Below are 25861 nucleotides of genomic sequence, written 5' to 3'. Positions count from 1 at the left end.
GGAAATCACCCACAAAACCGGGCAGGGGGCGGGCCCTGACACCCGCCCCCTGCCCACCGGCGTCAACGTGGCGGTTCGGCCGCCGTCACCTGGCGGTGGGCCAGTTCCGCCAGCCGCGCCTGCCCGTCCTTGCCCGGATGGAACCAGTCCCAGCGGCTCAACTGGTCCGCCGCGAAGGGGTACTGGAAGACCGCACCGCCGTCGTAGCGGCACAGCGCGTCCTTGGCGCACACCTCGCGAAGCACCTCGTTGTACTCGACCACCCGTGCCCGCACCCGCTCGCGCCGAGCCGTCGCCCCCGAGGTCGCCGACAGTGGATCGGCGAGCATCGACTGGCAGATGCCCAGGCTCCAGATCTTCCGCACCATCGGGTCGTCCTTGCCCTGCTCCCACAGCCGCTGGAGGTCCGGCACGCTGGAGACGTACACCTGGGTGGTGGGGGACGCGGCCCGCAGCGACGCGAGGGCCTGCTCGAAACCGGCCCGGAACTCCGCCACCGGGGTCATCGACGAAGCCGTGGGCCGGCAGGCGTCGTTCGAGCCCACCATCACCGTGACCAGGTCGGGCTTGTGTCCGGCCGCCTCCGCCAGCTGCCGCGGCAGGTCCGCCATGCGCGAGCCCGTCGCCGCGTGGTTCCAGCTGTGGACGGGTGCCTGCGCCTCCCCGAGCAGCCGCGCGGCCAGGGAGCGGACCGCGGGGTCGTTGCCCGTGACCCAGGAGACCTCCGGGCAGTCGGCGAGCACCGAACAGGCGTCGAAACCACGGGTGATGGAGTCGCCGACCGCCGCGATCGAGGTGGGCGCCGTGTTCCAGCGCGGTGCGGCCTGCGCCCCGCGCTCGCCCTCGTCGCCCGGGCCGCTCGACCCGCACCCCGTCACCGCTCCGGCCAGCAGGACGGCCACCGCTCCCGCGCCCGCGAGGGTCCGGCGCGCGCGGCGGCGCGGAGCGGTGGTGCGCATCGGTATGGTCTCCCCTTCGACGTCCCCGCATCGTTCGGGGGGTCCTGCTGAGTGAAAGCTCTGGGTTTACGGGCCTTGGAGCGACCGTACGTCACACCATGACCTCTGACGCACGGTAGCTTTTTCCCGTGGCGTTTCGGCCGCAGGTCCCGTAGCGCAATGTCAAATAATTTCCGTTACATTACATCACGTCACATACTGTCCGTTTTCTGGAGTTTATTCCCGACCTCGTCCCACACTGGAGGTCCCGGTGACGACACGTGGAGTTCTGTACGTGCATTCCGCACCGCGCGCGCTCTGCCCGCACGTGGAATGGGCTGTTGCGGGCGTGCTCGGGGTGCGGGTGAACCTCGACTGGATCAGGCAGCCCGCCTCGCCGGGCACCTGGAGAGCCGAGTTCTCCTGGCAGGCCGAAGCGGGCACCGCCTCGAAACTCGCCTCCGCGCTGCGCGGCTGGCACCTGCTGCGCTTCGAGGTGACCGCGGAACCCTGCCCCACCGCCGAGGGGGAGCGCTACAGCTCCACCCCGGAGCTCGGCATCTTCCACGCCGTCACCGGCATGCACGGCGACATCCTCATCCCGGAGGACCGGCTGCGCGCCGCCCTCGCCCGGTCCGCACAGGGCGAGACCGACCTGGAGGCGGAGATCGCCAAACTGCTCGGCAAACCCTGGGACGACGAACTGGAGCCCTTCCGCTACGCGGGCGAGGGCGCCCCGGTGCGCTGGCTCCACCAGGTCGTCTGAGAGCAGCCCGTACACGCGAAGGCCCCGCCCGGCATCTGCCGGGCGGGGCCTTCGCGCGTACGGGGTCAGACGGTGCGGAACGCGAGGGTCACGTTGTGTCCGCCGAAGCCGAACGAGTTGTTGATCGCCGAGATCGGGCCGTCGGCCGGCAGCTTGCGCGGCTCGCCGCGCACGATGTCCGCGTCGATGTCGTCGTCGATGTCGTCGAGGTTGATCGTCGGCGGGGCCAGCCGGTTGTGCAGCGCCAGCACGGTCGCGACGGTCTCGATACCGCCCGCGCCGCCCAGCAGGTGACCGGTCATCGACTTGGTCGCGGAGATCGCGATGTGGTCGAGGTCGTCGCCCAGCACCTTGCGCAGGGCCTTCAGCTCGGCCGTGTCACCCTGCGGGGTGGAGGTGGCGTGCGCGTTCAGGTGGACCAGCTCGGCCGGGTCGAGACCCGTGTTGTCGAGCAGGTTCTGCACCGCGGCCGCGACACCGCGGCCGGTCGGCTCGGGCTGCGCGATGTGGTGGCTGTCCGCGGACAGGCCCTGGCCCAGCACCTCGCAGTAGACCCGGGCGCCGCGCGCGGCGGCGTGCTCGGCGGACTCCAGGACGACGACGCCCGCGCCCTCGCCCAGGACGAAGCCGTCACGGGCCTTGTCGTACGGGCGGGAAGCCACCTCGGGGTTCTCGTTGTTCTTGGACATCGCCATCATGTTGGCGAACGCGGCGATCGGCAGCGGGTGGATCGCCGCCTCGGTGCCGCCCGCGACGACCACGTCGGCACGGCCGCTGCGGATCATCTCGACGGCGTAGCCGATGGCCTCGGCGCCGGAGGCGCAGGCGCTGACCGGAGTGTGAACGCCCGCCTGGGCGTTGACCTCCAGGCCCACGTTGGCCGACGGGCCGTTAGGCATGAGCATCGGGACGGTGTGCGGGGAGACCCGGCGCACACCCTTCTCCTTCAGCACGTCGTACTGGTCGAGCAGGGTCGTCACGCCGCCGATGCCGGAGGCGATGACGGTGCCGAGGCGCTCGGGCGCGATACCGGCGTCCTCACCCGCGGGGGCGGTGTAGCCGGCGTCGGCCCAGGCCTCGCGGGCCGCGATGAGGGCGAACTGCGCCGAGCGGTCGAGCTTGCGGGCCAGCGGCCGGGGCAGGACCTCGCTCGGGTCCACGGCGGCCGGTGCGGCGATACGGACCGGGAGTTCGGCGAACCGCTCGCCCTCGAGGGGCTTTACGCCGGAACGGCCGGCGAGCAGACCTTCCCAGGTCGAAGCGCTGTCGCCACCCAGCGGAGTGGTTGCGCCGATACCGGTGACGACCACGGTGCGATTGGTCGGGCTCACAGGAATTCTTTCTCCACGTCTCAGGGGGTGCTGAATTGTCACGGCGCCACCGCCAGGTGGCGACAAACGCTCGTCAGGCTCAGGCCTGGTGCTTCAGGATGTAGCTCGCGGCGTCGCCGACCGTCTTGAGGTTCTTGACGTCCTCGTCCGGGATCTTGACGTCGAAGCGCTCTTCGGCGGCGACGACGACCTCGACCATGGACAGGGAGTCGACGTCCAGGTCGTCCGTGAAGGACTTGTCGATCTCGACGTCCTCGACGGGGATGCCGGCGATCTCGTTGACGATGTCCGCGAGACCGGCGACGATCTCTTCCTGCGTGGCGGCCATGTGGCGCTCCTTCTCTGGGTAACTGGGTAAAGCAGGACCGGAATGTGGTTCCCGGTCCTAGGGGAGGGTAACGACCGTCGCGGCGTAGACGAGTCCAGCCCCGAAGCCGATGACGAGCGCGGTGTCGCCGCTCTTCGCCGCTCCGGTCGCCAGGAGCCGCTCCATAGCGAGCGGAATCGAGGCGGCCGAGGTGTTGCCGGTCGTCTCCACGTCACGGGCGACCGTGACGTGCTCCGGCAGCTTCAGAGTCTTCACCATCGAGTCGATGATCCGCATGTTTGCCTGGTGCGGAATGAAGACGTCCAGGTCGTCCGCGGTGATCCCGGCGGCGTCGAGCGCCTGCTGGGCCACCTTCGCCATCTCGAAGACGGCCCAGCGGAAGACCGCCTGACCCTCCTGCGTGATGGCCGGGAACTTCTCGGCGCTGTCCGTGCTGCGGTACTCGTCCCACGGCACGGTCTGCTTGATGGTCTCGGACTTGTCGCCCTCCGAGCCCCACACCGTGGGGCCGATGGCCGCCTCGTCCGAGGGGCCGACGACCACGGCACCGGCGCCGTCACCGAACAGGAAGGCCGTCGCGCGGTCCTCCAGGTCGGTCAGGTCCGAGAGCCGCTCCACGCCGATGACGAGCACGTACTCCGCCGAACCCTCAACCACCATGCCCTTGGCCAGGGTCAGGCCGTAGCCGAAACCGGCACAGCCCGCGGAGATGTCGAAGGCGGCGGGCTTGACCGCGCCGATCCGGTGCGCGATCTCGGTCGCGACGGCCGGGGTCTGCTTGAAGTGCGAGACCGTCGAGACGATCACGGCACCGATCTGCTCCGGGGAGACACCGGCGTCGGCCAGCGCCTTCCCCGAGGCCTCCACCGACATCGCGGCGACGGTCTCCTGGGGCGAGGCCCAGTGCCGGGTCGCGATGCCCGAACGGGAGCGGATCCACTCGTCGGACGAGTCGATCGTCTCGAGGATGACCTCGTTGGGCACCACGCGGGTCGGGCGGTAGCCGCCGACACCGAGGATGCGGGCGTACGGGGAGCCCTTGGCCGGCTTGATCTTGGACATGCTGTGTGGGCTCCTTCTCTCAGGCCGTCTGCTCGGCGACGAGCGCCGCGGCCTTGTCGAGATCGTCCGGGGTCTTCAGGGCCACGCTCGGCACGCCCTTCAGCGCGCGCTTGGCCAGACCCGTCAGAGTGCCGCCGGGGCACAGCTCGATGATCCCCGTGACACCCAGCTCCGCGAACGTCTCCATGCACAGGTCCCAGCGAACCGGGTTCGCGACCTGGCCGACCAGCCGGGCGACGACGTCGGCGCCCGTGGTGACGACGAGGCCGTCCTTGTTCGAGACGTACTTCAGCGCCGGGTCCGCCGGGGAGAGGGCCTCGGCGGCCTTCTCCAGCGTGGCGACCGCGGGGGCCATGTGGTGCGTGTGGAAGGCGCCCGCGACCTTGAGGGCGACGACCTTCATGGAGCCTTCGGGCTTGTCGGCCTCCAGGGCAGCGATCTGCTCCATGGTGCCAGCGGCCACGATCTGGCCCGCGCCGTTGATGTTGGCGGGGGTCAGACCCAGCTTCTCCAGATGTGCGACGACCACGTCACGGTCGCCGCCGAGGACCGCGGCCATGCCGGTCTCGGTCACAGCGGCGGCCTCGGCCATGCCCAGACCTCGGGTACGGACGAACGACAGCGCGTCGGCGTCGGACAGGACACCGGCGTACGCGGCGGCGGTGATCTCGCCGACGCTGTGGCCCGCGACGGCGCCGAAGGCCGTACGGCCGTGCCCATGGGAAGTGGCAAGTGCCTCGGCGGACAGCAGACCTGCGGCTACCAGCAGCGGCTGGGCCACGGCCGTGTCGCGGATCTCGTCCGCGTCGGCCTTCGTGCCGTAGTGGGCAAGGTCGAGCCCGATGGCGTCCGACCAGGCGGCGACGCGGTCAGCGGCACCGGGAAGGTCGAGCCAGGGAGTCAGGAAGCCGGGCGTCTGAGCGCCTTGGCCGGGAGCGACGAGTACGAGCACCCTCACACTCTCTCTTGTGGATGGACCCTGCCGCCCGTGGGGACAGGGACCAAGAACCGTCGGGGTAATTGTTGATGTCCGACAAAAGTCTAGGACTGAGGATCGCCGTCGGCTAGACGCCCGAGAATCAGGGCGATCCGCAGAGTGAACGCCGAACGGACATCAGAGGGTGACCAGCCGGTGACGTCGGTCACACGTCGCAGCCGGTAGCGCACCGTGTTGGGGTGCACGAACAGCATCCGAGCAGCCCCTTCGAGGCTGCTCGCCTGCTCCAGGTACACGCTCAGCGTCTCAAGCAAAGCTGAGCCCGCTTCTTCAAGCGGTCTGTAGATCTCCTCCACCAACTGCTCCCGGGCGGAGGGATCCGAGGCGATCGCGCGCTCCGGCAGGAGATCGTCCGCCAGGACCGGGCGCGGAGCGTCCTGCCACGCCGTACAGGCCTTCAGCCCGGCCGCCGCGGCCTGCGCCGACTTCGTCGCGTTCAGCAGGTCGGGCACCACCGGGCCGGCGACCACCGGGCCGGCCGCGAACGGTCCGATCAGCGACTTCGCGACCTGCATCGGGTTGTCGCTGCCGCCCGCGATGACCACCAGGCGGTCCCCGAGCACACCGGTGAGGACCTGGAGCTTGTGGTGGCGGGCCGCGCGCCGGATCGCCTCGACCGTGAGCTCGCTGTCCCCCTCCGGCGCGGTGCCCAGCACCACGCACACGTGCTCCGGGGAGTTCCAGCCCAGCGCCGCCGCCCGCGACAGCGCGCCCTCGTCGGCCTCGCCGGACAGCACCGCGTTGACGACCAGCGACTCCAGCCGCGCGTCCCACGCCCCGCGCGCCTCGGCGGCCTGCGCGTACACCTGGGCCGTCGCGAAGGCGATCTCCCGGGCGTACACCAGCAGCGCCTCGCGCAGGATCTGTTCGTCGCCCGGGGCCGCCACCTCGTCGATCGCGGCCTCCATGACCTCGATCGTGGTGCGGACCATCTCGACGGTCTGGCGCAGGGTGATCGCCCGGGTCAGCTCGCGCGGAGCCGTCCCGAACACGTCGGTGGAGATCGCCTGCGGGGTCTCCGGGTGCCGGAACCACTCCGTGAACGCGGCGATACCGGCCTGTGCGACCAGGCCGATCCAGGACCGGTTCTCCGGGGGCATCGCCCGGTACCACGGCAGGGTCTCGTCCATCCGCGCGATCGCGTTGGCGGCGAGCCGGCCGGAGGACTTCTCCAGTCGGCGCAGCGTCGCGGTGTGCGGATGGACGGGCGCGGGATGCGCGGCGTGTGTGGCGGGGGAATGCTCACGTTCGGGTTGGGGCACGGGACAAGACTGCCTTATCGGGAACGCTCTGCGGAGTCCGGTCCCGTGTCCGGGCCGGGCCCCGTCTCGCGGCTGGGGCTACGGTGGCCACCATGATTGATGTACGCCGCGGCGCCGACCGGTACGAGGGCGGGGACCCGGCCGCCGGGATCACGACCCGGCACGCCTTCTCCTTCGGGTCCTTCTACGACCCGGACAACCTGCGCTTCGGCCCGGTCCTGGCCTGCAACGAAGAGACCCTCGCCCCGGGCGCCGGCTTCGACGAGCACCCGCACAGCCACACCGAGATCGTCACCTGGGTGGTCGAGGGCGAGCTCACCCATCAGGACAGCACCGGCGAGAAGGGTGTGGTCCGGCCCGGGGACATGCAGCGGCTCAGCGCCGGGTCCGGGGCGCGGCACGTGGAGCGCAACGACGGCACCGGGCGGCTCCGCTTCGTGCAGATGTGGCTCGCGCCGCTCTCCGCGGGCGGGGAGCCCTCGTACGAGGTGGTCCGGGGTGTCAGCGACGCCGCACCCTGCGAGGTCCCCGCGGCCGGCGCCGTGCTGCACGTGCGGCGCCCGGGCGCGGGCGAGCGGGTCCCCGTACCGGCGGCGGAGCGGGTGTACCTGCACGTGGTGCGGGGGGACCTGCGCCTGGACGGCCAGGAGCTCGGCCCCGGGGACTCGGTCCGGATCACCGGCGAGCGGGACCTGGAGATCGTCGCCGGGTCCCCTGGCGAGCTGCTGATCTGGGAGCTTCCCGCCTAGGGCGGCCCGTCAGCGGGCGGCGAGCTCGGCCAGGACCGCGTCGGTGAACGGGGGCCAGGCCTCCACGGCCCACGGGCCGAAGGCCCGGTCCGTCAGCGCCACGCACGCGGCGCGCGCGTCCGGGTCCACCCACAGGAAGGTGCCGGCCTGGCCGAAGTGGCCGAAGGTCCGCGGCGAGGAGGTGCCGCCCGTCCAGTGCGGGGACTTGCCGTCGCGGATCTCCAGGCCGAGCCCCCAGTCGTTGGGCGTCTGGTGCCCGTAACCCGGCAGGACGCCCTTGAGGCCGGGGTGGACCACGGACGTGGCCGCGGCGACCGTACGGACGTCGAGCAGCTGGGGCGCCTGCAGTTCGGCGGCGAACCGCACGAGGTCGCGGACGGTGGAGACGCCGTCCTTGGCGGGCGAGCCCTCCAGGGTGGTCGCCGTCATGCCCAGCGGCTCGAACACCGCCTGGTGCAGGTACTCGGCGAACGGGATGCCGGTGGCCTTGGTGATGTGGTCGCCGAGCACCTCGAAACCGGCGTTGGAGTACAGCCGGCGCTGCCCGGGCGGGGCGGTCACCCGGTGCTCGTCGAAGGCCAGCCCGCTGGTGTGCGCGAGGAGGTGACGGACCGTCGAACCCTCGGGTCCGGCCGGCTCGTCCATCTCGATCGCGCCCTCCTCGTACGCGACGAGGGCCGCGTACGCGGCGAGCGGCTTGGTGACCGAGGCCAGCGCGAAGCGGTGGTCGACGGGCCCGTGGGAGCCGGCCAGGCTCCCGTCGGCGCGTACGACGGCCGCCGCGGCGGTCGGTACCGGCCAGCTCTCGATGATCCGCAGGCTTTCCATGCTGTTGACGGCCTCCAAGCTCTCCATGCCGCCGAGCCTACTTGCTTGGAGTGCGCTCAAGGGTTTTAGCGTGGAGGCCATGGATCAGAGCCTGATGCAGACGCGGTACACGATCAGCGAGGTCGAGGCCCGGACCGGGCTGACCCAGCACACGCTGCGCTGGTACGAGCGGATCGGCCTGATGCCGCACGTGGACCGCTCCCACTCGGGACAGCGGCGCTTCAGCGACGGAGACCTGAACTGGCTGGCCTTCGTGGGCAAGCTGCGCGCCACGGGGATGTCGGTGGCGGACATGGTCCGCTACGCCGAACTGGTGCGCGAGGGCGAGCACACGGTCGACGAGCGCCGCGAGCTGCTGGAGCGGACGCGGCGCGATGTGCGGGCGCGGCTGTCGGAGCTGACGGACGCGCTCGCCGTTCTGGACTACAAGATCGATCTTTATGCGATGAAAGAGATCACGGGGAAGGCACAGTCATGACGGAGTACGACGGCACCACCCTCGCGCAGGCCGAACTCGGCAAGGGGGGCCCGATGGTCGGCGTCCAGGGCCTCGGCTGCATGGGCATCAGCGAGTTCTACGGGGCCACCGACGAGGCGGCGGCCCGCGAGACCCTCGACGCGGCGCTGGCCGCCGGGGTCACCCTCTTCGACACCGCGGACACCTACGGGCGGGGCCGGAACGAGGAGTTCCTCGCCCCGTTCGTGGCCGCGCACCGGGACGAGATCACCCTGGCGACGAAGTTCGCCATAGAGCGGAGCGACGACCCGCACTACCGGGGCGTGCGCAACGACCGCCCGTACATCCGCCGGGCGGTGGAGGACAGCCTGCGCCGGCTCGGCGTGGACGTCATCGACCTCTACTACATGCACCGGCGCGACCCGGCCGTGCCGTTCACCGAGTCGGTGGGCGCCATGGCGGAGCTGGTGCGGGAGGGCAAGGTGCGCCACCTCGGGCTCAGCGAGGTCACCGGCGCGGAACTGCGCGAGGCGCACGCCGTGCACCCGATCGCGGCGCTGCAGTCGGAGTGGTCGCTGTTCAGCCGGGACGTGGAGCGCAGCGCGGTGGGGGCGGCGGCCGAGCTGGGCGTGGCCTTCGTGCCGTATTCGCCGCTGGGCCGGGGCTTCCTGACCGGGGCCTTCGCGGACGCGTCCGTGGAGCTGTCGCAGGACGACTTCCGCCGCCACCAGCCGCGGTTCTCCGGTGACAACGCGCAGGCCAACGCGGCCCTGCTGGCCCCGGTCCGGGAGATCGCCGAGGCGCACGGGGCGAGCCCGGCGCAGATCGCCCTGGCCTGGGTGCAGCAGCGGGCGCGGGTGCACGGGCTGACCGTCGTCCCGATCCCTGGCACCCGCAAGGCGGACCGCGTCCGCGAGAACGTGGCGGCGGTCGGGATCACCCTGTCGGACGCGGAACTGGCCTTGCTGGAGCCGATCGCCTCGCAGGTCGCGGGCGACCGCTACCCGGACATGACCTTCACCGCGGTGGCCCGCGAAGCCTGACCGCCCGGGCCCGGCCTACCGGGAATCGGCGGCGAAACGATCCCGCAGTGTCGTGTACTCGGCGTCCGTGAGCAGCCCGGCCGAGTACAGCTCGCTCAGGTGCCGCAGACGGTCGTCGTCGGAGCGGGCACCGGGGACCGCGGGCACCGCGGACACCGCGGCGCGGCCCCGCACGGCGGCGAGGACCGCCGCGGCGAACGGCAGCGACTCGTGCGCCGCCCCGTACCCCACGCCGAAGACGGCGGCCGCGAGGTCGTGGTCCGGCCGGGGGTCGGCGGCGGTGTCCCGCAGCAGCAGCCGCAGGTGCCCGCCGGTGCCGTCCGGGGACCTCCACTCCACGCCGGTCAGGGCCGAGAGGGGGTAACGCTGGTCGCCCGCCTTCCACTTGGTGGAGGTGGCGCCCGTACGGGACCAGTGGAAGGCGACCGCCGAGCCGTCGAAGCCCACCCGCGCGTCGTACGCCTTCAGACGCCGCGGCGGGCCGGGTACGCCGACCAGGAAGCGGTCGGCCGGCTCGGTGGCGTCCGGCCCGAGCCGCAGGCGCAGCGCTTCGGCGAAGGCGGCGGCGTGCGGCGCCCGTTCGCCCGGCAGCACCAGCCGGTACGGGTCGCAGGACTCCTTCAGCTGCCCGGCCGCGGCCTCCATCAGCGGATCGGCACCCGGCCGCGGATGGGCGCGCAGCACCACCGTGTCCCGCTTCCCGGCGGTCACGGTCACCCCGGACACCGCCTCCACGGGAATCCGGCGTGAGCCGAGGGCGTGAAAGAGCCTCGGCGTTCTCGGCGTTCGTATCCCCCGTGCGAAGCGGATGAGCACCGAGTCCGAGTCGAACTCCCAGACGGCATGGTTTCCGGCCAGTACGTCACCCATGCGGCACATGGTAAAGGGAGAGGTCCCCGCACGTCCCCCTCGGCGCGAGGACCGATTTCCGCGCCTCTACGCGCGTCAGTCCGACTCTGTTCCGGAAGTTCCACGCCGGCAGGCGTCGTCGCCGGTCGCGCAGACCACGGAATCGAACGCGCCGGTTCCGATTTTGGCGAAGTTGTCCACCGAGTCGGTCCCTGGCGCGAAATAGCCGGTGTGGTTCTTGGCCGTCGCCGAGGACAGCAGCCGTGCGCCGAACTCCGGGGACACCGGATCGGTGCCGTGGCCCAGCCCGCCGACCTCCAGGTGCGGCACGTCCGCGATCCAGTCGCCCTGGTCCCGCGTGGCCCAGACCCGGGCCGAGGTGTGCAGCCCGGCGACGTTCTCCGCGCGCATCCCGGGGCTGCCCGCCACCACGACGTCCGTCACCCGGGCCGGCAGTTCGTGCGCGGCGACGCCGCACACCACCGATCCGTAGCTGTGGCAGAACAGCGCCACGCGGGAGTCCCCGGGCAGGGCCATGGTCAGGGCCCTGAGCCGGACGGCGCCGTCGACGGCCATCCGGCCGGTGGCGGCGTCCATGCCGACCCCGGTGGGCGCGGTGTAGCCGGCCCAGGCGATTACCGCGGTCCGGCTGTCCGGCGCGGCCGCGCGCTGGGCCTGGTACAGGGACTCGGCCATGCCGACCGGGGCGGTGAAACGGCGCTGGGTGCGCTCGAAGGTGAGGGCGTCGGTGTCGACACCGGGGACGATCACCGAGACGCGGCGGGCCTCGTCGAGGTCGCCGAATACCTCGGCGACGAGTCCGTCGCCGGTGGGATCGAAGGTGAGGATCTGTCGGCCCGGCTCGGCGAGCGAGGCGAAGCGGTGGGAGCGGCGGACGGCCGTGGCGCGGTCGGCCGGGGTCAGGGCGACGTCGCGGCCGCGGGCGTCCTCGACCTGGCCGGCCTGCTCCAGGCCGATCCGGTTGGCCCGGTAGCGGGTGGCGGCGGGGACCCCGTCGAGGTTGCCCACGACGAAGGGGTAGCCGTCGGCGAGCCGGGCCCGCTGGGCGCCGTCGAGCCCGGCGAAGAAGCGGGCCACCGTCCGTACGGGGGCGTCCGCGGGCGGTACCGGGCGGCCGTCGACCCGGGCCGAGGCCCAGGCGGCGAGGGACGCGGCCCGCAGCGGGGTGCCGCCCTCGGGGCGGTGCACGGCCGTCCAGCCGGTGGTCGCCAGCATGACGAAGACCACCGCGAGCGCGAGCAGGGTGCGCAGGGCGGCAGGGCGCGGGTCGGCGCCGGGGGCGGTGGGGTGGGCAAGGCCGGACAGTTTCACTGCGACCAGCGTAAAAGACGCCTTCCGGCCACGGCGCGCCGGGTGACGGGACTCACGGCCCACCGGGTCGATCCACAACTCCGGTGACCCTGCTGCCCGGCAGGGCCCGGCAGCGCCGGTCAGTCCCGGCCCGTGGCGGGCGTACGGCGCCAATCCGCAGCCAGGGCAGGGCCGATCTGGTCCAAGTACGCCTCGGTCATCCGCCGGATCGCGGCCACGCTGGTGTCCTGGCCCTGCCCCCACAACCGGCCCGTGACTCGCATCACACCCGAGAACGCGGCGACGGCCACCCGAGGCCGGGGATCGGCGTCCACGTCCAGTCCCTCGCGGGCGGCGATCAGCCGGGCGATCCGCTCCTCCAACTCGGTGGAGCGGCGCAGGTGCACGGCGAGGAGGGCCGGGGTGGACTCGATCAGCTGGTAGCTGCGCATGTAGAGGTCGACGGGGACCACCTCGGAGATGGCCTCCTCGACGGTGTCCCAGGCGGCGAGCACCGCGCCCCGCATCGCCGCGAAGGGACCCTCGGCGGGCGGCCGGGCCTGCAGTTCGGCGAAGAAGTGCGACTCGACCAGGTCCTGGACGGCGAAGGCGACCTCCTCCTTGTTCGCGAAGTAGCGGAAGAAGGTCCGCTGCGACACGTCCACGACGTCGGTGATCTCGTCGACGGTGGTCCGCTCGTACCCCTGGGAGATGAAGAGCAGCAGGGCGGCGCGCAGCAGCGCGTCCCGGGTGCGCCGCTTCTTGCGTTCGCGCAGTCCCGTCACCACCGGTGCGGCCGGCGCCGGCCGCTCATCGGTCATCACCGGGGGGCTCCTTTCCGATGTTCTTCTGCTCTTCTGACGCCGAGTGAGCGGTCAGGTTACCTGTGACCCACGCGACAGAGGCTGTCCTGCTGAGCCGTTTGTGAAGTGTCAGTCGCTGTCACTAGCCTGTTCGCATGACTAGTCAGATCACCGTCGACGGCCGGGTGCCCGCCAAAGAACCAGGATCGGCACCGGCACCTACGGGCCTGCGCGGCCACCCCTGGCTGACCCTCTTCGCCGTCGCGATCGGCGTCATGATGGTCGCCCTCGACGGCACGATCGTCGCCGTCGCCAACCCCGCGATCGCGGCGGACCTCGATGCCTCGCTCGCCGACATCCAGTGGATCACCAACGGCTACATGCTGGCCCTCGCGGTCTCACTGATCACCGCGGGCAAGCTCGGCGACCGCTTCGGCCACCGCCAGACCTTCCTCATAGGCATCGCCGGCTTCGGGCTCTCCTCCGCCGTGATCGGCATGTCCGACGGCGTCGAGCTCGTCATCGCCGCCCGTGTCGCGCAGGGCCTCTTCGGCGCGCTGCTGATGCCCGCCGCGCTCGGGCTGCTGCGCGCCACCTTCCCCGCCGAGAAGCTCAACATGGCCATCGGCATCTGGGGCATGGTCATCGGGGCCTCGACGGCCGCCGGGCCCATCATCGGCGGCCTCCTCGTCGAGCACCGCAGCTGGCAGTCCGTCTTCTTCATCAACGTCCCCGTCGGGGTCGTCGCGCTGCTCCTGGGCCTGTTCATCCTGGTCGACCACCGGGCCCCGAACGCCCCTCGCTCCTTCGACGTGCTGGGCATCCTGCTGCTGTCGGGCGCGATGTTCTCCCTCATCTGGGCCCTGATCAAGGCCGGGGAGTGGGGCTGGGGCGACTGGAAGACCCTGTTCTTCCTCGCCGCCTCCGTGCTCTGCTTCGCGTTCTTCGCCGTCTGGGAGACGAAGGTCGCGGAACCGCTGATCCCGCTGGGCATGTTCCGCTCGCTGCCGCTGTCCGCGGGCACCGTGCTGATGGTGCTGATGGCCTTCGCCTTCATGGGCGGCCTGTTCTTCGTCACCTTCTACCTGCAGAACGTGCACGGCATGAGCCCGGTCGACAGCGGTCTGCACCTGCTTCCGCTGACCGGCATGATGATCGTCGGCTCGCCGCTGGCCGGCGCCGTCATCACCTGGGTCGGCCCGCGGATCCCGCTCGTCGGGGGCATGGTCGCCACCGCCGCCGCCTGCTTCGGGATGGCCCAGCTGACCCCGGGCACCGGCACGCTCACCATGTCGCTCTGGTTCGCCCTGCTCGGCCTCGGGCTCGCGCCCGTCATGGTCGGCGCCACCGAGGTCATCGTCGGCAACGCCCCGCTGGAGCTGTCCGGCGTGGCCGGCGGGCTCCAGCAGGCCGCCATGCAGGTCGGCGGCAGCCTCGGCACCGCCGTCCTGGGCGCGGTCATGGCCAGCGCCGTCGGCAACTCGTTCGGGGACAACTGGCGCGCCGCCGGGCTGCCTCCGCTCGCCCCGCAGGAGCAGGCTCTCGTGGAGAAGGGGGTCCAGGTCGGCATGGCCCCCGTCCAGCCGGGCACCCCGGAGCCCGTCGCGCAGGCGATCGCCAAGGTCGCGCACGACACCTTCGTGTCCGGCATGAGCACCGCCTTCACCGTCGCCGGCGTGGTCGCGGTCCTCGCCGCGGTCGTCGCCTGCTTCACCAAGCGCGGCGAGAACGCCGCCGCGGGGGCGGGCGCCGCGCACGTCTGAGGCCCGGCTCCAGCGCCCGCGGAGGCGTCAACTCCGTACGTACGACAGCCCCGCCGGACGGTTCCGGCGGGGCTGTCGCCTATCAGGGTGGATCTGCCGAAGGCCTCTTCCGCCCGGCTGTCGGCCCAGGTCAGCGTGGTGTCGGCGGAGCTCCGGCAACAGTCCGGGGCACGTTTCGTCCACAAGGAGTTGACCCGTCATGCGTACGTGGAGCACCACTCTCGCCGTAGTCGGCCTGGCCCTCACCGCTCTCGTCCCGAGCACGTCCGGCGCGGCGCACGCCGCCGGCCCGGCCACCCTCGGGGCCTGTGCGACCGGGCAGCTGTGCCTGTGGGTGAAGCCGGAGTTCAAGGGCACCCGGCACACCCATGAGCTGAGCACCCTGGACATCAACAGCTGCACCGCCCTGCCCGCTGGGACCAGCGCCCAGTCCCTCACCAACCGGCTCGGCCGCCCGGTGACCACCTACCAGTCGGCGCAGTGCGCCGAGACCGGCGAGTTCCAGACCTACCCGGGCGACGGGGTCTGGCTGCCGCAGTCGCCGTACCAGGTCAGGGCGTTCAAGGTGTGGGAGACGTAGCCTCGCGGGGCGCCGGGGCGCCGGCCCGGTCGGCCGGACCAGTCGCACCGGCCGCACCGGCCGCACCGGCCGGACCGGCCGCCCCGCCGCCCAGCGCCGCGACCTCCGCACGCAGCGCCCGTACCTCCGCCTGCAGTTCCCGAAGGGCCGCCAGCTGAAGCCGCTCCACCTGGTCGTCCCGCTCGAAGCGGGCGATGAACCAGGCGGCGATGTTGGCCGTCACCACACCGAGCAGGGCGATCCCGGACAGCATCAGCCCGACGGCCAGCACCCGGCCGAGGCCGGTCGTGGGGGAGTGGTCGCCGTACCCGACCGTCGTCATGGTGGTGAAGGACCACCACACCGCGTCGCCCAGGTTCTTGATGTTCCCGTCGGGGGCGTCCCGTTCCACGCTCAGCACCGCGAGGGAGCCGAACATCAGCAGCCCCACCACGGCCCCGGCCACATAGGTCGTCAGCCGGATCTGCGGAGCCATCCGGGCCCGGCGCCCCACCAGCATCAAGGTGGCGACGAGCCGCAACAGCCGCAACGGCTGGACCAGCGGCAGCACCACCGCGGCCAGGTCCAGCCAGTGCGTCCGCACGAAGACCCTGCGGTCCCTCGCGAGCACCAGCCGCACCAGATAGTCGACCGCGAAGGCCGCCCACACCACCCACTCCGCGTGCGTACACGCCCGGTGGACCGCCGGATCCGCGTCGGGCGCGACGATGGGCACGGCGTAGGCGACGGCGAAGGCCACGGCGAGCACCAGCAGGGGAGCCTGTGTACGGCGCTCCCAGCGCGCCTGGCGGGAGGGTTCCTTCATGCCAGCATCGTAAAGAACGAGTAAGGGGCGCTGGGACAAATGTCCCAGCGCCCCCACGGAAGGGTGACGGCTACGCGTCTCCGCCCGCCGCGCCCGGGTCGGCCGCCGAGACGTCCAGCAGCTGGTAGCGGTCGACGGCCTGCTTCAGCACCGAACGGTCGATCCGGCCCGCCTTGGCGAGCTCGGTGAGCGTGGCCAGGACCACCGACTGCGCGTCGATGTGGAAGAAGCGCCGGGCCGCGCCGCGGGTGTCGGCGAAGCCGAAGCCGTCCGCGCCCAGCGAGGTGTACGGGCCGGGCACCCACCGCGAGATCTGGTCCGGCACCGCCCGCATCCAGTCGGAGACCGCCACGAAGGGCCCCTCCGCGCCGGACAGCTTCCGCGTCACGTACGGAACGCGCTGCTCCTCCTCCGGGTGGAGCAGGTTGTGCTGCTCCACCTCGACGGCCTCACGGCGCAGCTCGTTCCAGGAGGTCGCCGACCAGACGTCCGCCCGCACGTTCCAGTCGGCGGCCAGGATCCGCTGCGCCTCCAGCGCCCACGGCACCGCCACGCCCGAGGCCACGATCTGCGCCCCGATGGTGCCCTCCGTGCCCCGCGACACCCGGTGGAGGCCCTTGAGGATCCCGTCCACGTCGACGTCCGCCGGCTCGGCCGGGTGCTGGATCGGCTCGTTGTAGACGGTCAGGTAGTAGAAGACGTCCTCCGACTCGGGCCCGTACATGCGCCGCAGGCCGTCCTCGACGATGTGCGCGATCTCGTAGCCGTAGGCCGGGTCGTACGCGACGCAGCCCGGGTTCGTCGAGGCCAGCAGCTGGGAGTGGCCGTCGGCGTGCTGCAGGCCCTCACCCGTCAGGGTGGTCCGGCCGGCGGTCGCACCGAGGACGAAACCGCGCGCCAGCTGATCGGCCATCTGCCAGAACTGGTCACCCGTGCGCTGGAAACCGAACATCGAGTAGAAGACGTAGACCGGGATCAGCGGCTCGCCGTGCGTCGCGTACGCCGAACCCGCGGCGATCAGCGAGGCCGTGCAGCCCGCCTCCGAGATGCCGTCGTGCAGCATCTGGCCGGTCGGGGACTCCTTGTACGCGAGCAGCAGGTCGCGGTCGACCGCCTCGTACTGCTGGCCCAGCGGGTTGTAGATCTTGGCGCTCGGGAAGAAGGCGTCCATACCGAAGGTGCGGTACTCGTCGGGCGCGATCAGCACGAAGCGCTTGCCGATCTCCTTGTCCCGCATCAGGTCCTTCAGGATGCGGACGAACGCCATCGTGGTGGCGATCGACTGCTGGCCCGAGCCCTTCTTGGCGGCCGCGTAGGTCGCCTCGCCCGGCAGCTCCAGCGGCTTCGCGCGCACCACGCGGGTGGGCACGTAGCCGCCGAGCGCGCTGCGCTGGTCGTGCATGTACTGGATCTCGGGCGACTTCGGACCCGGGTGGTAGTACGGCGGGGCGCCGCTCTCCAGCTGCGCGTCCGTGATCGGGATGTGCAGGCGGTCGCGGAAGCGCTTGAGGTCGTCGACCGTCAGCTTCTTCATCTGGTGCGTCGCGTTGCGGCCCTCGAAGTTCGGGCCGAGCGTCCAGCCCTTGACCGTCTGCGCCAGGATCACCGTCGGCTGGCCCTTGTGGGCCTTGGCCGCCGCGTAGGCCGCGTAGACCTTCTTGTGGTCGTGCCCGCCGCGGCCGAGGTGCTGGATCTGGTAGTCGGTCATGTTCTCGACCATCGCGCGCAGCCGCTGGTCACCGCCGAAGAAGTGCTCACGGATGTACGCGCCCGACTCGGTGGCGTACGTCTGGAACTGCCCGTCCGGGGTCGAGTTCATCTTGTTGACCAGGATGCCGTCGCGGTCCTGCGCCAGCAGCGGGTCCCAGGAGCGGTCCCAGATCAGCTTGATGACGTTCCAGCCGGCCCCGCGGAAGATCGACTCCAGCTCCTGGATGATCTTGCCGTTGCCGCGCACGGGGCCGTCGAGGCGCTGGAGGTTGCAGTTCACGACGAAGGTCAGGTTGTCCAGACCCTCGCGCGCGGCGATGGACAGCTGGCCGAGCGACTCCGGCTCGTCCATCTCGCCGTCACCGAGGTACGCCCATACGTGGGACTTGGAGGTGTCCGCGATCCCGCGCGCCTCCATGTACCGGTTCATCCGGGCCTGGTAGATCGCACCGAGCGGGCCGAGGCCCATCGACACGGTCGGGAACTCCCAGAAGTCCGGCATCAGCCGCGGGTGCGGGTAGCTGGAAAGGCCGTACGGGGCCTTCGACTTCTCCTGCCGGAACGCGTCGAGCTGCTGCTCGGTGAGCCGGTCCAGGAGGTAGGCGCGGGCGTAGATACCGGGGGACGCGTGGCCCTGGAAGAAGATCTGGTCGCCGCCGTCGCCCTCGTCCTTGCCCCGGAAGAAGTGGTTGAAGCCCACGTCGTAGAGGGAGGCGGAGGAGGCGAAGGTCGCGATGTGGCCGCCGACCCCGATGCCCGGGCGCTGGGCGCGGGAGACCATCACGGCCGCGTTCCAGCGGGTGGCGTTGAGGACCTTGCGCTCGATCTCCTCGTTGCCGGGGAAGAACGGCTCGTCCTTGGTGGCGATCGTGTTGACGTAGTCCGTGCTGCGCATCTCGGGCACGGCCACGCGCTTCTCACGGGCCCGCTCGATCAGCCGCAGCATCAGGTAGCGGGCGCGTTCACGGCCCCGCTCGTCGACTGCGGCGTCCAGGGAGTCGAGCCACTCCTGCGTCTCCTCCGGATCGAAGTCCGGGACCTGACTCGGCAGGCCGCCAATGATGATCGGATTGCGATCGGATGCGGAAGCCACGCTGTTCCTTCGCTGTCGGGGGAGTCCTACTGAGGCCGTATCTGGGGGGCGCCGCCTCCCATGGTCTTACGCTCGGCCGAAATCGTCATCTCTACCACTGGGTAATCCCTGGAGACGGTAGGGAGTCTTGAGGAGGGGGTCGGTGGCAGGTGCGGCCAAATCGCAACCTTACGCCCAACTCGGTCACCTCCTTCGTGAGGCCGTTCGTCCCTCAAACAGGTAGGAAAGTCCTGAAGCGATGACGAATGAACCGGAATGGTGTGGGATGAATCACCCGAGGTGTATACGGAGGGGCTGAAAGTTGCGGCGAGACGGCCGCAATCGTCACCGTTTCGACGGTCTCGGCGGCCGGGTACTTGCGCGATCCGCCGCGCCCGTGTGGACTACGTCCAATGCTGCGCGTACGCGCGCCGCCGAAGAACATTCACCGAACATGAGCAGGAGGCACCCCGTGAGCGCGACCGCGGACCACGCGGAGAACCTGGCCGCCCGGCTGGGTTTCCAGTCCGAACAGGTGGTCCAGGAGATCGGCTACGACGACGACGTCGATCAGGAATTCCGTGACGTCGTTGATGGGCTCGTCGGCGAACTCGTCGACGAGGACTTCGATGACGTCGCCGACGCCGTGTTGCTGTGGTTCCGGGAGGACGACGGCGATCTGGCGGACGTACTGGTCGATGCCACCGAGCTGATCGAGGACGGCGCACTGATCCTGCTGCTGACCCCCAAGACGGGCCGTCCCGGCTACGTCGAGGCCAGCGACATCAAGGAAGCCGCGGAGACGGCCGGCCTCTCGCTGGCCAAGGGTCTCCCCGTGGGCAAGGAGTGGGGCGCCACCAAGCTGGTGACGCCCAAGACCGCCGCCAAGTCCAAGCGCTGAGCCGCGCCCCGCAGCCGAGCGGACACTTTGCCACCCCGTCGACCCCGGTCGGCGGGGTGCGTGCGTTCGTGGCCGGGGCGTGCATAGGCTTTGCCTCACCCGAACAGCCCAACGCAGGTATGCAGGAACGAAGGGACGCGAGAGATGGCGATCCAGGTCGGCGACAAGGCCCCCGACTTCGAGCTGAAGGACAACCACGGCGCCACCGTGCGGCTCTCCGACTTCCGGGGGGAGAAGGTCGTGGTGCTGCTCTTCTACCCGTTCGCCTTCACGGGCGTCTGCACCGGCGAGCTGTGCGAGCTGCGCGACCAGCTGCCGCGCTTCCAGAACGACGACGTCCAGCTGCTCGCCGTCTCCAACGACTCCGTGCCGACCCTGCGGGTCTTCGGAGAGCAGGAGAGCCTGGACTACCCGCTGCTGTCGGACTTCTGGCCGCACGGGGAGACCTCCCGCGCGTACGGAGTCTTCGACGAGGAGAAGGGGTGCGCGGTCCGCGGCACCTTCATCATCGACAAGGACGGCGTCGTGCGCTGGACTGTCGTCAACGGACTGCCCGACGCGCGTGACCTGAACGAGTACATCAAGGCCCTCGACAGCCTCTGAGACCCGTCGACGGCACCGGGTCGGCCCACAGCCGGCCCACGGTCGGCTCGTCGGCCGCAGTTCGCTGCGAAAATCGCGTACAGGCGGGAACCCGTCACTAGGATCGAAACGTTGATCCGGTAGCAACCGCACGACGGGGCCCCGCCCCACACATGAACCCAATGGAGGACCCGTGGGAGTCAGCCTCAGCAAGGGCGGCAACGTCTCGCTGACCAAGGCCGCGCCTAACCTGACGGCGGTCATCGTCGGTCTGGGCTGGGACGCTCGCACCACCACCGGTGTCGACTTCGACCTCGACGCCAGCGCGATCCTGACCAACGACCAGGGCAAGGTCGCCAGCGACGCGAACTTCGTCTTCTTCAACAACCTGAAGAGCCCCGACGGCTCGGTCGAGCACACCGGTGACAACACCACCGGTGAGGGCGAGGGCGACGACGAGGCGATCAAGGTCAACCTCGCCGGTGTCCCGGGCGATGTCGCCAAGATCGTCTTCCCCGTTTCGATCTACGAGGCCGAGAGCCGCCAGCAGAGCTTCGGCCAGGTCCGCAACGCGTACATCCGCGTCGTGAACCAGGCCGACAACACCGAGCTCGCCCGCTACGACCTCTCCGAGGACGCCTCGACCGAGACCGCCATGGTCTTCGGCGAGCTGTACCGCAACGGTGCGGAGTGGAAGTTCCGCGCCATCGGCCAGGGCTACGCCTCGGGCCTGCGCGGCATCGCGCAGGACTTCGGCGTCAACGTCTGACCCTGAGAGTCATCACCCGTCCGGCGCCGTGCACTGTGTGTACGGCGCCGGACGGGCTTTACGGCCCCCGGGGGCCGCACGGCCCGCGCACGGCAGGACCCGCCACACACCGGCCACACCGCCACTCCGCCACATCGCCACACCGTCGTCCGGGGAGGACCACAGCATGGGCGTCACACTCGCCAAGGGGGGCAATGTCTCCCTCTCCAAGGCCGCACCGAACCTCACCCGGGTCCTGATCGGCCTCGGATGGGACGCGCGCTCGACCACGGGCGCGGACTTCGACCTCGACGCCAGCGCGCTGCTGTGCCGCGACGGCCGGGTCCTGGGGGACACGTACTTCGTCTTCTACAACAACCTGAAGAGCCCCGAGGGCTCCGTCGAACACACGGGGGACAACCTCACCGGCGAGGGTGAGGGTGACGACGAATCGATCATCATCGACCTGACCAAGGTGCCGGTCGAGGTCGACAAGATCGTCTTCCCGGTCTCGATCCACGAGGCGGACTCCCGTCGGCAGAGCTTCGGCCAGGTCAGCAACGCCTTCATCCGCGTGGTGAACCAGGCGGACGGCCAGGAACTGGCCCGCTACGACCTCTCCGAGGACGCCTCCAGCGAGACCGCGATGATCTTCGGCGAGGTCTACCGGTACGGGGGCGAGTGGAAGTTCCGTGCGGTGGGGCAGGGGTACGCGTCGGGCCTGAGGGGCATCGCTCTAGACTTCGGGGTCAACGTTTCGTAAAGCCGTACAAGACGATGGGGTGCCAGTGGTTCTCAAAACCTTCGGCTGGTCGTTCGCAGTCACTGCGCTCGGTCTGGTCGCAGCGGTGTTCTACGGGGGGTGGACCGGATTCGGGATCGTCGCGATCCTGTCCATCCTTGAGATCTCGCTGTCCTTCGACAATGCGGTGGTCAACGCCGGAATCCTGAAGAAGATGAATGCCTTCTGGCAGAAGATCTTCCTCACGGTCGGCGTGCTCATCGCCGTGTTCGGCATGCGCCTGGTCTTCCCCGTCGTGATCGTCGCGGTCACCGCCGGTATCGGGCCGATCGAGGCCGTCGAGCTGGCGCTGCGCGACAAGGAGCAGTACGAGCAGCTGGTCACGGACGCCCACCCGGCGATCGCGGCCTTCGGCGGCATGTTCCTGCTGATGATCTTCCTCGACTTCATCTTCGAGGACCGGGACATCAAGTGGCTCGCGTGGCTGGAGCGCCCGCTCGCCAAGCTCGGCAAGATCGACATGCTGTCGGCGTGCATCGCGCTGATCGTCCTGCTGATCACGTCCATGACCTTCGCCGTCAACGCCCACCAGCACGGCGGGGTCCACGTGGACAAGGCGCAGACCGTCCTGGTCTCCGGCATCGCCGGCCTGGTCACCTACATGATCGTGGGCGGCCTCTCCGGCTACTTCGAGAACAAGCTGGAGGAAGAGGAGGAAGCCGAACACGAGGCCGAGGAAGCGGCCAAGAAGAGCGGCAAGCCCGTCTCGGTCGTCGCCATGGCCGGCAAGGCCGCGTTCTTCATGTTCCTCTACCTCGAAGTCCTCGACGCCTCCTTCTCCTTCGACGGAGTCATCGGCGCCTTCGCCATCACCAACGACATCGTGCTCATGGCGCTCGGCCTCGGTATCGGTGCCATGTACGTCCGGTCGCTGACGGTCTACCTGGTCCGCCAGGGCACCCTCGACGACTACGTCTACCTGGAGCACGGCGCGCACTACGCCATCGGCGCCCTCGCCGTGATCCTGCTCGTCACCATCCAGTACGAGATCCACGAGGTCATCACCGGCCTCGTCGGCGTCCTGCTGATCGCCTGGTCCTTCTGGTCCTCGGTCCGCCGGAACAAGCGCCTGGAACTGGAGGGTTCCGCCGCCGAGGCATGACCGCGGCGGTAATGCGGAACGCTCCATCTGCGGGGCGGCCCACGGGGTCCACGGACCCGGCGGGCCGCCCCGCTTCCGTACGTATCAGGGGACCAGGGGACCAAAGGGTCAAGGGGGGTAGGGATGGGCTTCTTCGACGGCATCATGGGCAGCCGCGCCGTGCAGTTCCAGTCGGGCAGCGCCTCGTCGAACGCGATCGAGCTGACCAAGCGACATTCGACCGTGTCGCTCACCAAACAGGGGGCGGTCCACGGCAATCTGCGCGTCAACCTGTCCTGGCGCATGCGCACCTCGGACATCGGCGGCAGCCACGGCCAGAGCGGCCGGCTCTTCCGGCATCCGCTCAAGCTGTTCAAGCCCGACATGGTGCAGGCGCACACCCAGGGCATGGTCAACGTCGACCTCGACATGGGCTGCCTCTACGAGCTGACCGACGGCACCCGCGGAGTCGTCCAGCCGCTGGGCAACCTGCTCGGCGACATCAACGACCCGCCGTACGTCAAGCTCAGCGGGGACGACCGGTTCGGCTCGGCGTCCGGCGAGACGCTCTACGTCAACCTCGACCACGCCGACGAGATCAAGCGGCTGCTGGTCTTCGTCTACATCTACGACCAGACCCCGGCCTTCGACCGGACCCACGCCCTGGTCACCCTGTTCCCGGTGACCGGGCCGCGGATCGAGATCCCCCTGGAGGAGCGGCACCCGCAGGCCCGCTCCTGCGCGGTGGTCTCCGTGGAGCGCGTCAAGGGCGAGCTGGTCGTGCGGCGCGAGGTGAAGTTCGTGTACGGGTTCCAGGCCGAGCTGGACCGGTTGTACGGCTGGGGGCTCCAGTGGGGGCGGGGCTACAAGAGCGCCAAGGCCTGACCGGAGCCCCGGGCGGGGCCCCGGGCGGAGGCGTCGGCAGTGGTGTGAGCAGTGGCGTCAGCGGCGGATGAACTGCGGGCCCTGCACCGGCAGCCGGAACGACGGGTCGGCGGCCGGACCGGGTACGGGGGCCGGGGACACCGGCTGCGGGTACCCGTAGGCGGGCTGGACCGGCGGCGGGGCCTGCGTGGGCGGTGCCGGCGGAGCCATCGCGGCCGTCTGCTCGGAGGTGGGCCCCGCGCCGGGTCCGGCGGCGGGCCCGGCATCGGGGGTCGCGGCCGGCTCGGCGGCGTTCTCGTCGACCGAGATCCCGTGGTCGGTCGCCAGCCCGACCAGCCCGTCGGAGTAGCCCTCGCCCAGGGCGCGGAACTTCCACCCCTCGCCCCGGCGGTACAGCTCACCGCAGATCAGCGCCGTCTCGGCACCGGTCTCGGGCCGCACGTCGAAGTAGGCCAGCGGTTCGGAGCCGCCGGCCGCCGTGGCGTCGTACAGGAGGATCCGCAGGTCGCGGACCCGCTGGAAGGGGACGTCCTCGGCGGAGGCGACCACCAGGATCCGGTCCACCGCCGGGGTCACCGTCCGCAGGTCCGCCTGGACGGCGTCGGTGACCGCGTCGCCGATCTGCTTCTTGCCGAGTCGCCAGACGGCCCCCGAGGGGTGCCGCGGCTGGTTGTAGAAGACGAAGTCCTCGTCCGAACGCACCCGGCCGTCGGCGCCCACGAGCAGGGCGGAGGCGTCCACGTCCGGCACCTCGGGGCCGGCCGTCCAGCGGAGCACCGCCCGGACCGCCACGGGGGCCACCGGGATGTTCGAGCCCTTCTGCATCGCGTGCGTCATGCACGTCATCCTGCCCTCCCGGGGTGGAGCGGGACAATGCGGCCCCCCGTAGGGCCTTGTCCCGAACGCGAGAGCTGGGCATGGTGCAAGAGGGTTACCTGAACTTCATGTGCTTGAGGAACTCTTGACTCACGTTCGTACGTACTATTACCGGCCACGCCAGTTGGGCCGCCGAGGCAGTACGGGGGAAGCACATGCGTCACTTCGGGCACATATCGCCCACTGTCCGCAAGGACCTCTTCCACCAGGAACCGGCGGAATTCACCGCGGCCTCGCCCGCCCGCGTCCTCGCCGCGGCCCTGGGGGCCACGCTCTACAGCCCCGCCACGCGCCCCCAGCTCGCCCGGGACGTCCGCAAGCAGGCCGGCCGCGGAGTCGTCTCCATGGTCCTGTGCCTGGAGGATTCCATCAGCGACGGCGATGTCGTCGCGGCCGAGGAGAACCTCGTCCGGCAGTTCGCCGAGCTCGACGCGGACACCGCCGAGCTCCCGCTCCTGTTCATCCGCGTCCGCACACCCGAGCAGATACCCGACCTGGTGCGCCGCCTGGGCGGCTCCGCCCGGCGACTGGCCGGATTCGTACTTCCGAAGTTCAACGAGAGCAGCGGCACTCCCTTCCTGGACGCCGTCGCCCAGGCCGAGGCCGCCCACGGCCAGGGCCGTCTGTACGCGATGCCCGTCCTGGAGACCCCGGACCTCCTCCACCTCGAAACCCGCGTCGAGACCCTCGCCGGCATCTCCCGCACCGTCAACGACCACCGCGAGCGGGTCCTGGCCCTGAGGCTCGGCGTCACCGACTTCTGCTCCGCCTACGGCCTGCGCCGCACCCCCGACATGACCGCCTACGACGTCCAGATCGTGGCCGGCGTGATCGCGGACGTCGTCAACGTCCTCAGCCGCGCCGACGGCACCGGCTTCACCGTCACCGGCCCGGTGTGGGAGTACTTCCGCAGCCAGCAGCGCCTCTTCAAGCCCCAGCTGCGCCGCAGCCCCTTCCTGGCGGAAGGCGTGGAAGAACTGCGCACCGCCCTCATCGAACACGACCTGGACGGGCTGCTGCGCGAGATCGAGCTCGACCGGGCCAACGGACTGCTCGGCAAGACGTGCATCCACCCCGCCCATGTCACGCCCGTCCACGCGCTGTCGGTGGTCTCCCACGAGGAGTTCAGCGACGCCCAGGACATCCTGCGCCCCGAGCGCGGCGGCGGCGGAGTAATGCGTTCCGTCTACACGAACAAGATGAACGAGGTGAAGCCCCACCGGGCCTGGGCCGAGCGCACCATGCAGCGCGCCGAGGCCTTCGGTGTGGCGAAGGAGGAGGTCGGCTTCGTCGACCTGCTCACGGCCGGGCTCCAGGTGTGAGCGGGCCGGT

At 70.6% G+C, this 25861-nt stretch carries 26 protein-coding genes; 13 read left to right on the top strand and 13 right to left on the bottom strand.

Annotated elements, in window-relative coordinates; translation table 11 throughout:
• Nucleotides 1–62: 62 nt before the first annotated feature.
• Nucleotides 63–959 (bottom strand): SGNH/GDSL hydrolase family protein, encoded by an 897-nt coding sequence (locus ACFYOB_RS06920; RefSeq protein ID WP_388555490.1) that lies wholly within the window; start codon nt 957–959, stop codon nt 63–65.
• Between the two features lie 250 nt (nt 960–1209).
• On the opposite strand from ACFYOB_RS06920, the gene ACFYOB_RS06915 reads away from it, so the two are divergent.
• Nucleotides 1210–1704: a DUF3145 domain-containing protein gene (locus ACFYOB_RS06915; protein ID WP_328925513.1), complete on the top strand. Its 495-nt coding sequence runs from the start codon at nt 1210–1212 to the stop codon at nt 1702–1704.
• Between the two features lie 65 nt (nt 1705–1769).
• Here ACFYOB_RS06915 and fabF read toward each other — a convergent pair whose 3' ends face one another.
• From fabF to ACFYOB_RS06890, 5 genes are all read right to left on the bottom strand, one after another.
• Entirely contained in the window at nt 1770–3035 is a 1266-nt protein-coding gene (fabF, locus tag ACFYOB_RS06910; RefSeq protein ID WP_388555486.1) for a beta-ketoacyl-ACP synthase II, read from the bottom strand.
• Between the two features lie 79 nt (nt 3036–3114).
• Nucleotides 3115–3363, bottom strand: coding sequence for an acyl carrier protein (locus ACFYOB_RS06905; RefSeq protein WP_328925511.1), 249 nt, complete (start codon nt 3361–3363; stop codon nt 3115–3117).
• Nucleotides 3364–3420: 57 nt separating this feature from the next.
• Nucleotides 3421–4425, bottom strand: coding sequence for a ketoacyl-ACP synthase III (locus tag ACFYOB_RS06900; protein WP_388555483.1), 1005 nt, complete (start codon nt 4423–4425; stop codon nt 3421–3423).
• Between the two features lie 19 nt (nt 4426–4444).
• Nucleotides 4445–5377, bottom strand: a complete 933-nt coding sequence (locus ACFYOB_RS06895; RefSeq protein ID WP_388555481.1) for an ACP S-malonyltransferase — start codon at nt 5375–5377, stop codon at nt 4445–4447.
• 89 nt (nt 5378–5466) lie between these two features.
• On the bottom strand, nt 5467–6684 hold the full coding sequence (locus ACFYOB_RS06890; RefSeq protein ID WP_376678310.1) for a PucR family transcriptional regulator: 1218 nt from the start codon (nt 6682–6684) through the stop codon (nt 5467–5469).
• 92 nt (nt 6685–6776) lie between these two features.
• Between ACFYOB_RS06890 and ACFYOB_RS06885 the strand changes: the two genes are divergently transcribed.
• Complete coding sequence (locus tag ACFYOB_RS06885) at nt 6777–7433, top strand: pirin family protein (RefSeq protein ID WP_388555477.1); 657 nt, start codon at nt 6777–6779, stop codon at nt 7431–7433.
• Nucleotides 7434–7442: 9 nt separating this feature from the next.
• Here ACFYOB_RS06885 and ACFYOB_RS06880 read toward each other — a convergent pair whose 3' ends face one another.
• Nucleotides 7443–8261, bottom strand: a complete 819-nt coding sequence (locus ACFYOB_RS06880) for a serine hydrolase domain-containing protein (RefSeq protein ID WP_388555626.1) — start codon at nt 8259–8261, stop codon at nt 7443–7445.
• 79 nt (nt 8262–8340) lie between these two features.
• Here ACFYOB_RS06880 and ACFYOB_RS06875 point away from each other — a divergent pair, with 79 nt between their 5' ends.
• Nucleotides 8341–8739, top strand: coding sequence for a MerR family transcriptional regulator (locus ACFYOB_RS06875; RefSeq protein WP_388555475.1), 399 nt, complete (start codon nt 8341–8343; stop codon nt 8737–8739).
• Nucleotides 8736–9761, top strand: coding sequence for an aldo/keto reductase (locus ACFYOB_RS06870; RefSeq protein WP_388555474.1), 1026 nt, complete (start codon nt 8736–8738; stop codon nt 9759–9761). The genes ACFYOB_RS06875 and ACFYOB_RS06870 overlap by 4 nt, the downstream gene beginning before the upstream one ends.
• Nucleotides 9762–9776: 15 nt before the next feature.
• Here ACFYOB_RS06870 and ACFYOB_RS06865 read toward each other — a convergent pair whose 3' ends face one another.
• The 3 genes from ACFYOB_RS06865 to ACFYOB_RS06855 form a co-directional block, all read right to left on the bottom strand.
• Complete coding sequence (locus ACFYOB_RS06865; protein WP_388555472.1) at nt 9777–10631, bottom strand: DUF4429 domain-containing protein; 855 nt, start codon at nt 10629–10631, stop codon at nt 9777–9779.
• A gap of 75 nt (nt 10632–10706) precedes the next feature.
• A complete protein-coding gene (locus ACFYOB_RS06860) occupies nt 10707–11858 on the bottom strand; it encodes an alpha/beta hydrolase (protein ID WP_388555623.1) in 1152 nt (383 codons plus the stop codon).
• A 203-nt stretch (nt 11859–12061) separates the two neighbouring features.
• Nucleotides 12062–12742, bottom strand: a complete 681-nt coding sequence (locus ACFYOB_RS06855) for a TetR/AcrR family transcriptional regulator (protein WP_388555469.1) — start codon at nt 12740–12742, stop codon at nt 12062–12064.
• Nucleotides 12743–12879: 137 nt separating this feature from the next.
• On the opposite strand from ACFYOB_RS06855, the gene ACFYOB_RS06850 reads away from it, so the two are divergent.
• Entirely contained in the window at nt 12880–14487 is a 1608-nt protein-coding gene (locus ACFYOB_RS06850) for an MFS transporter (protein WP_388555466.1), read from the top strand.
• A gap of 199 nt (nt 14488–14686) precedes the next feature.
• Complete coding sequence (locus ACFYOB_RS06845; protein WP_388555463.1) at nt 14687–15067, top strand: peptidase inhibitor family I36 protein; 381 nt, start codon at nt 14687–14689, stop codon at nt 15065–15067.
• On the opposite strand, the gene ACFYOB_RS06840 is transcribed toward ACFYOB_RS06845, so the two are convergent.
• Entirely contained in the window at nt 15048–15872 is an 825-nt protein-coding gene (locus tag ACFYOB_RS06840) for a potassium channel family protein (RefSeq protein ID WP_388555460.1), read from the bottom strand. The two genes, ACFYOB_RS06845 and ACFYOB_RS06840, sit on opposite strands and share 20 nt — an antisense overlap.
• Nucleotides 15873–15942: 70 nt before the next feature.
• Entirely contained in the window at nt 15943–18675 is a 2733-nt protein-coding gene (gene aceE, locus ACFYOB_RS06835; RefSeq protein ID WP_388555457.1) for a pyruvate dehydrogenase (acetyl-transferring), homodimeric type, read from the bottom strand.
• 451 nt (nt 18676–19126) lie between these two features.
• On the opposite strand from aceE, the gene ACFYOB_RS06830 reads away from it, so the two are divergent.
• From ACFYOB_RS06830 to ACFYOB_RS06805, 6 genes are all read left to right on the top strand, one after another.
• On the top strand, nt 19127–19555 hold the full coding sequence (locus ACFYOB_RS06830; protein ID WP_388555453.1) for a DUF3052 domain-containing protein: 429 nt from the start codon (nt 19127–19129) through the stop codon (nt 19553–19555).
• Between the two features lie 144 nt (nt 19556–19699).
• Complete coding sequence (locus ACFYOB_RS06825) at nt 19700–20158, top strand: peroxiredoxin (RefSeq protein WP_388555450.1); 459 nt, start codon at nt 19700–19702, stop codon at nt 20156–20158.
• Nucleotides 20159–20330: 172 nt separating this feature from the next.
• On the top strand, nt 20331–20906 hold the full coding sequence (locus ACFYOB_RS06820) for a TerD family protein (RefSeq protein WP_266788238.1): 576 nt from the start codon (nt 20331–20333) through the stop codon (nt 20904–20906).
• A 166-nt stretch (nt 20907–21072) separates the two neighbouring features.
• A complete protein-coding gene (locus ACFYOB_RS06815) occupies nt 21073–21648 on the top strand; it encodes a TerD family protein (protein ID WP_388555447.1) in 576 nt (191 codons plus the stop codon).
• Between the two features lie 25 nt (nt 21649–21673).
• On the top strand, nt 21674–22789 hold the full coding sequence (locus tag ACFYOB_RS06810; protein ID WP_388555443.1) for a DUF475 domain-containing protein: 1116 nt from the start codon (nt 21674–21676) through the stop codon (nt 22787–22789).
• A gap of 123 nt (nt 22790–22912) precedes the next feature.
• Entirely contained in the window at nt 22913–23653 is a 741-nt protein-coding gene (locus ACFYOB_RS06805; protein ID WP_388555440.1) for a Tellurium resistance, read from the top strand.
• Between the two features lie 57 nt (nt 23654–23710).
• Here the strand turns inward: ACFYOB_RS06805 and ACFYOB_RS06800 are convergent, their stop codons facing one another.
• Nucleotides 23711–24490, bottom strand: coding sequence for a TerD family protein (locus ACFYOB_RS06800; RefSeq protein WP_388555438.1), 780 nt, complete (start codon nt 24488–24490; stop codon nt 23711–23713).
• 194 nt (nt 24491–24684) lie between these two features.
• On the opposite strand from ACFYOB_RS06800, the gene ACFYOB_RS06795 reads away from it, so the two are divergent.
• Entirely contained in the window at nt 24685–25851 is a 1167-nt protein-coding gene (locus tag ACFYOB_RS06795; RefSeq protein WP_388555435.1) for an HpcH/HpaI aldolase/citrate lyase family protein, read from the top strand.
• Nucleotides 25852–25861 lie beyond the last annotated feature (10 nt).

The sequence above is a fragment of the Streptomyces sp. NPDC006463 genome (genome assembly GCF_042870715.1).
In the GTDB taxonomy this organism is placed as follows: domain Bacteria; phylum Actinomycetota; class Actinomycetes; order Streptomycetales; family Streptomycetaceae; genus Streptomyces.
The sequence above is the reverse complement of the archived record's forward strand: the minus strand, read 5'-3'. Positions and strand labels throughout refer to the sequence as shown.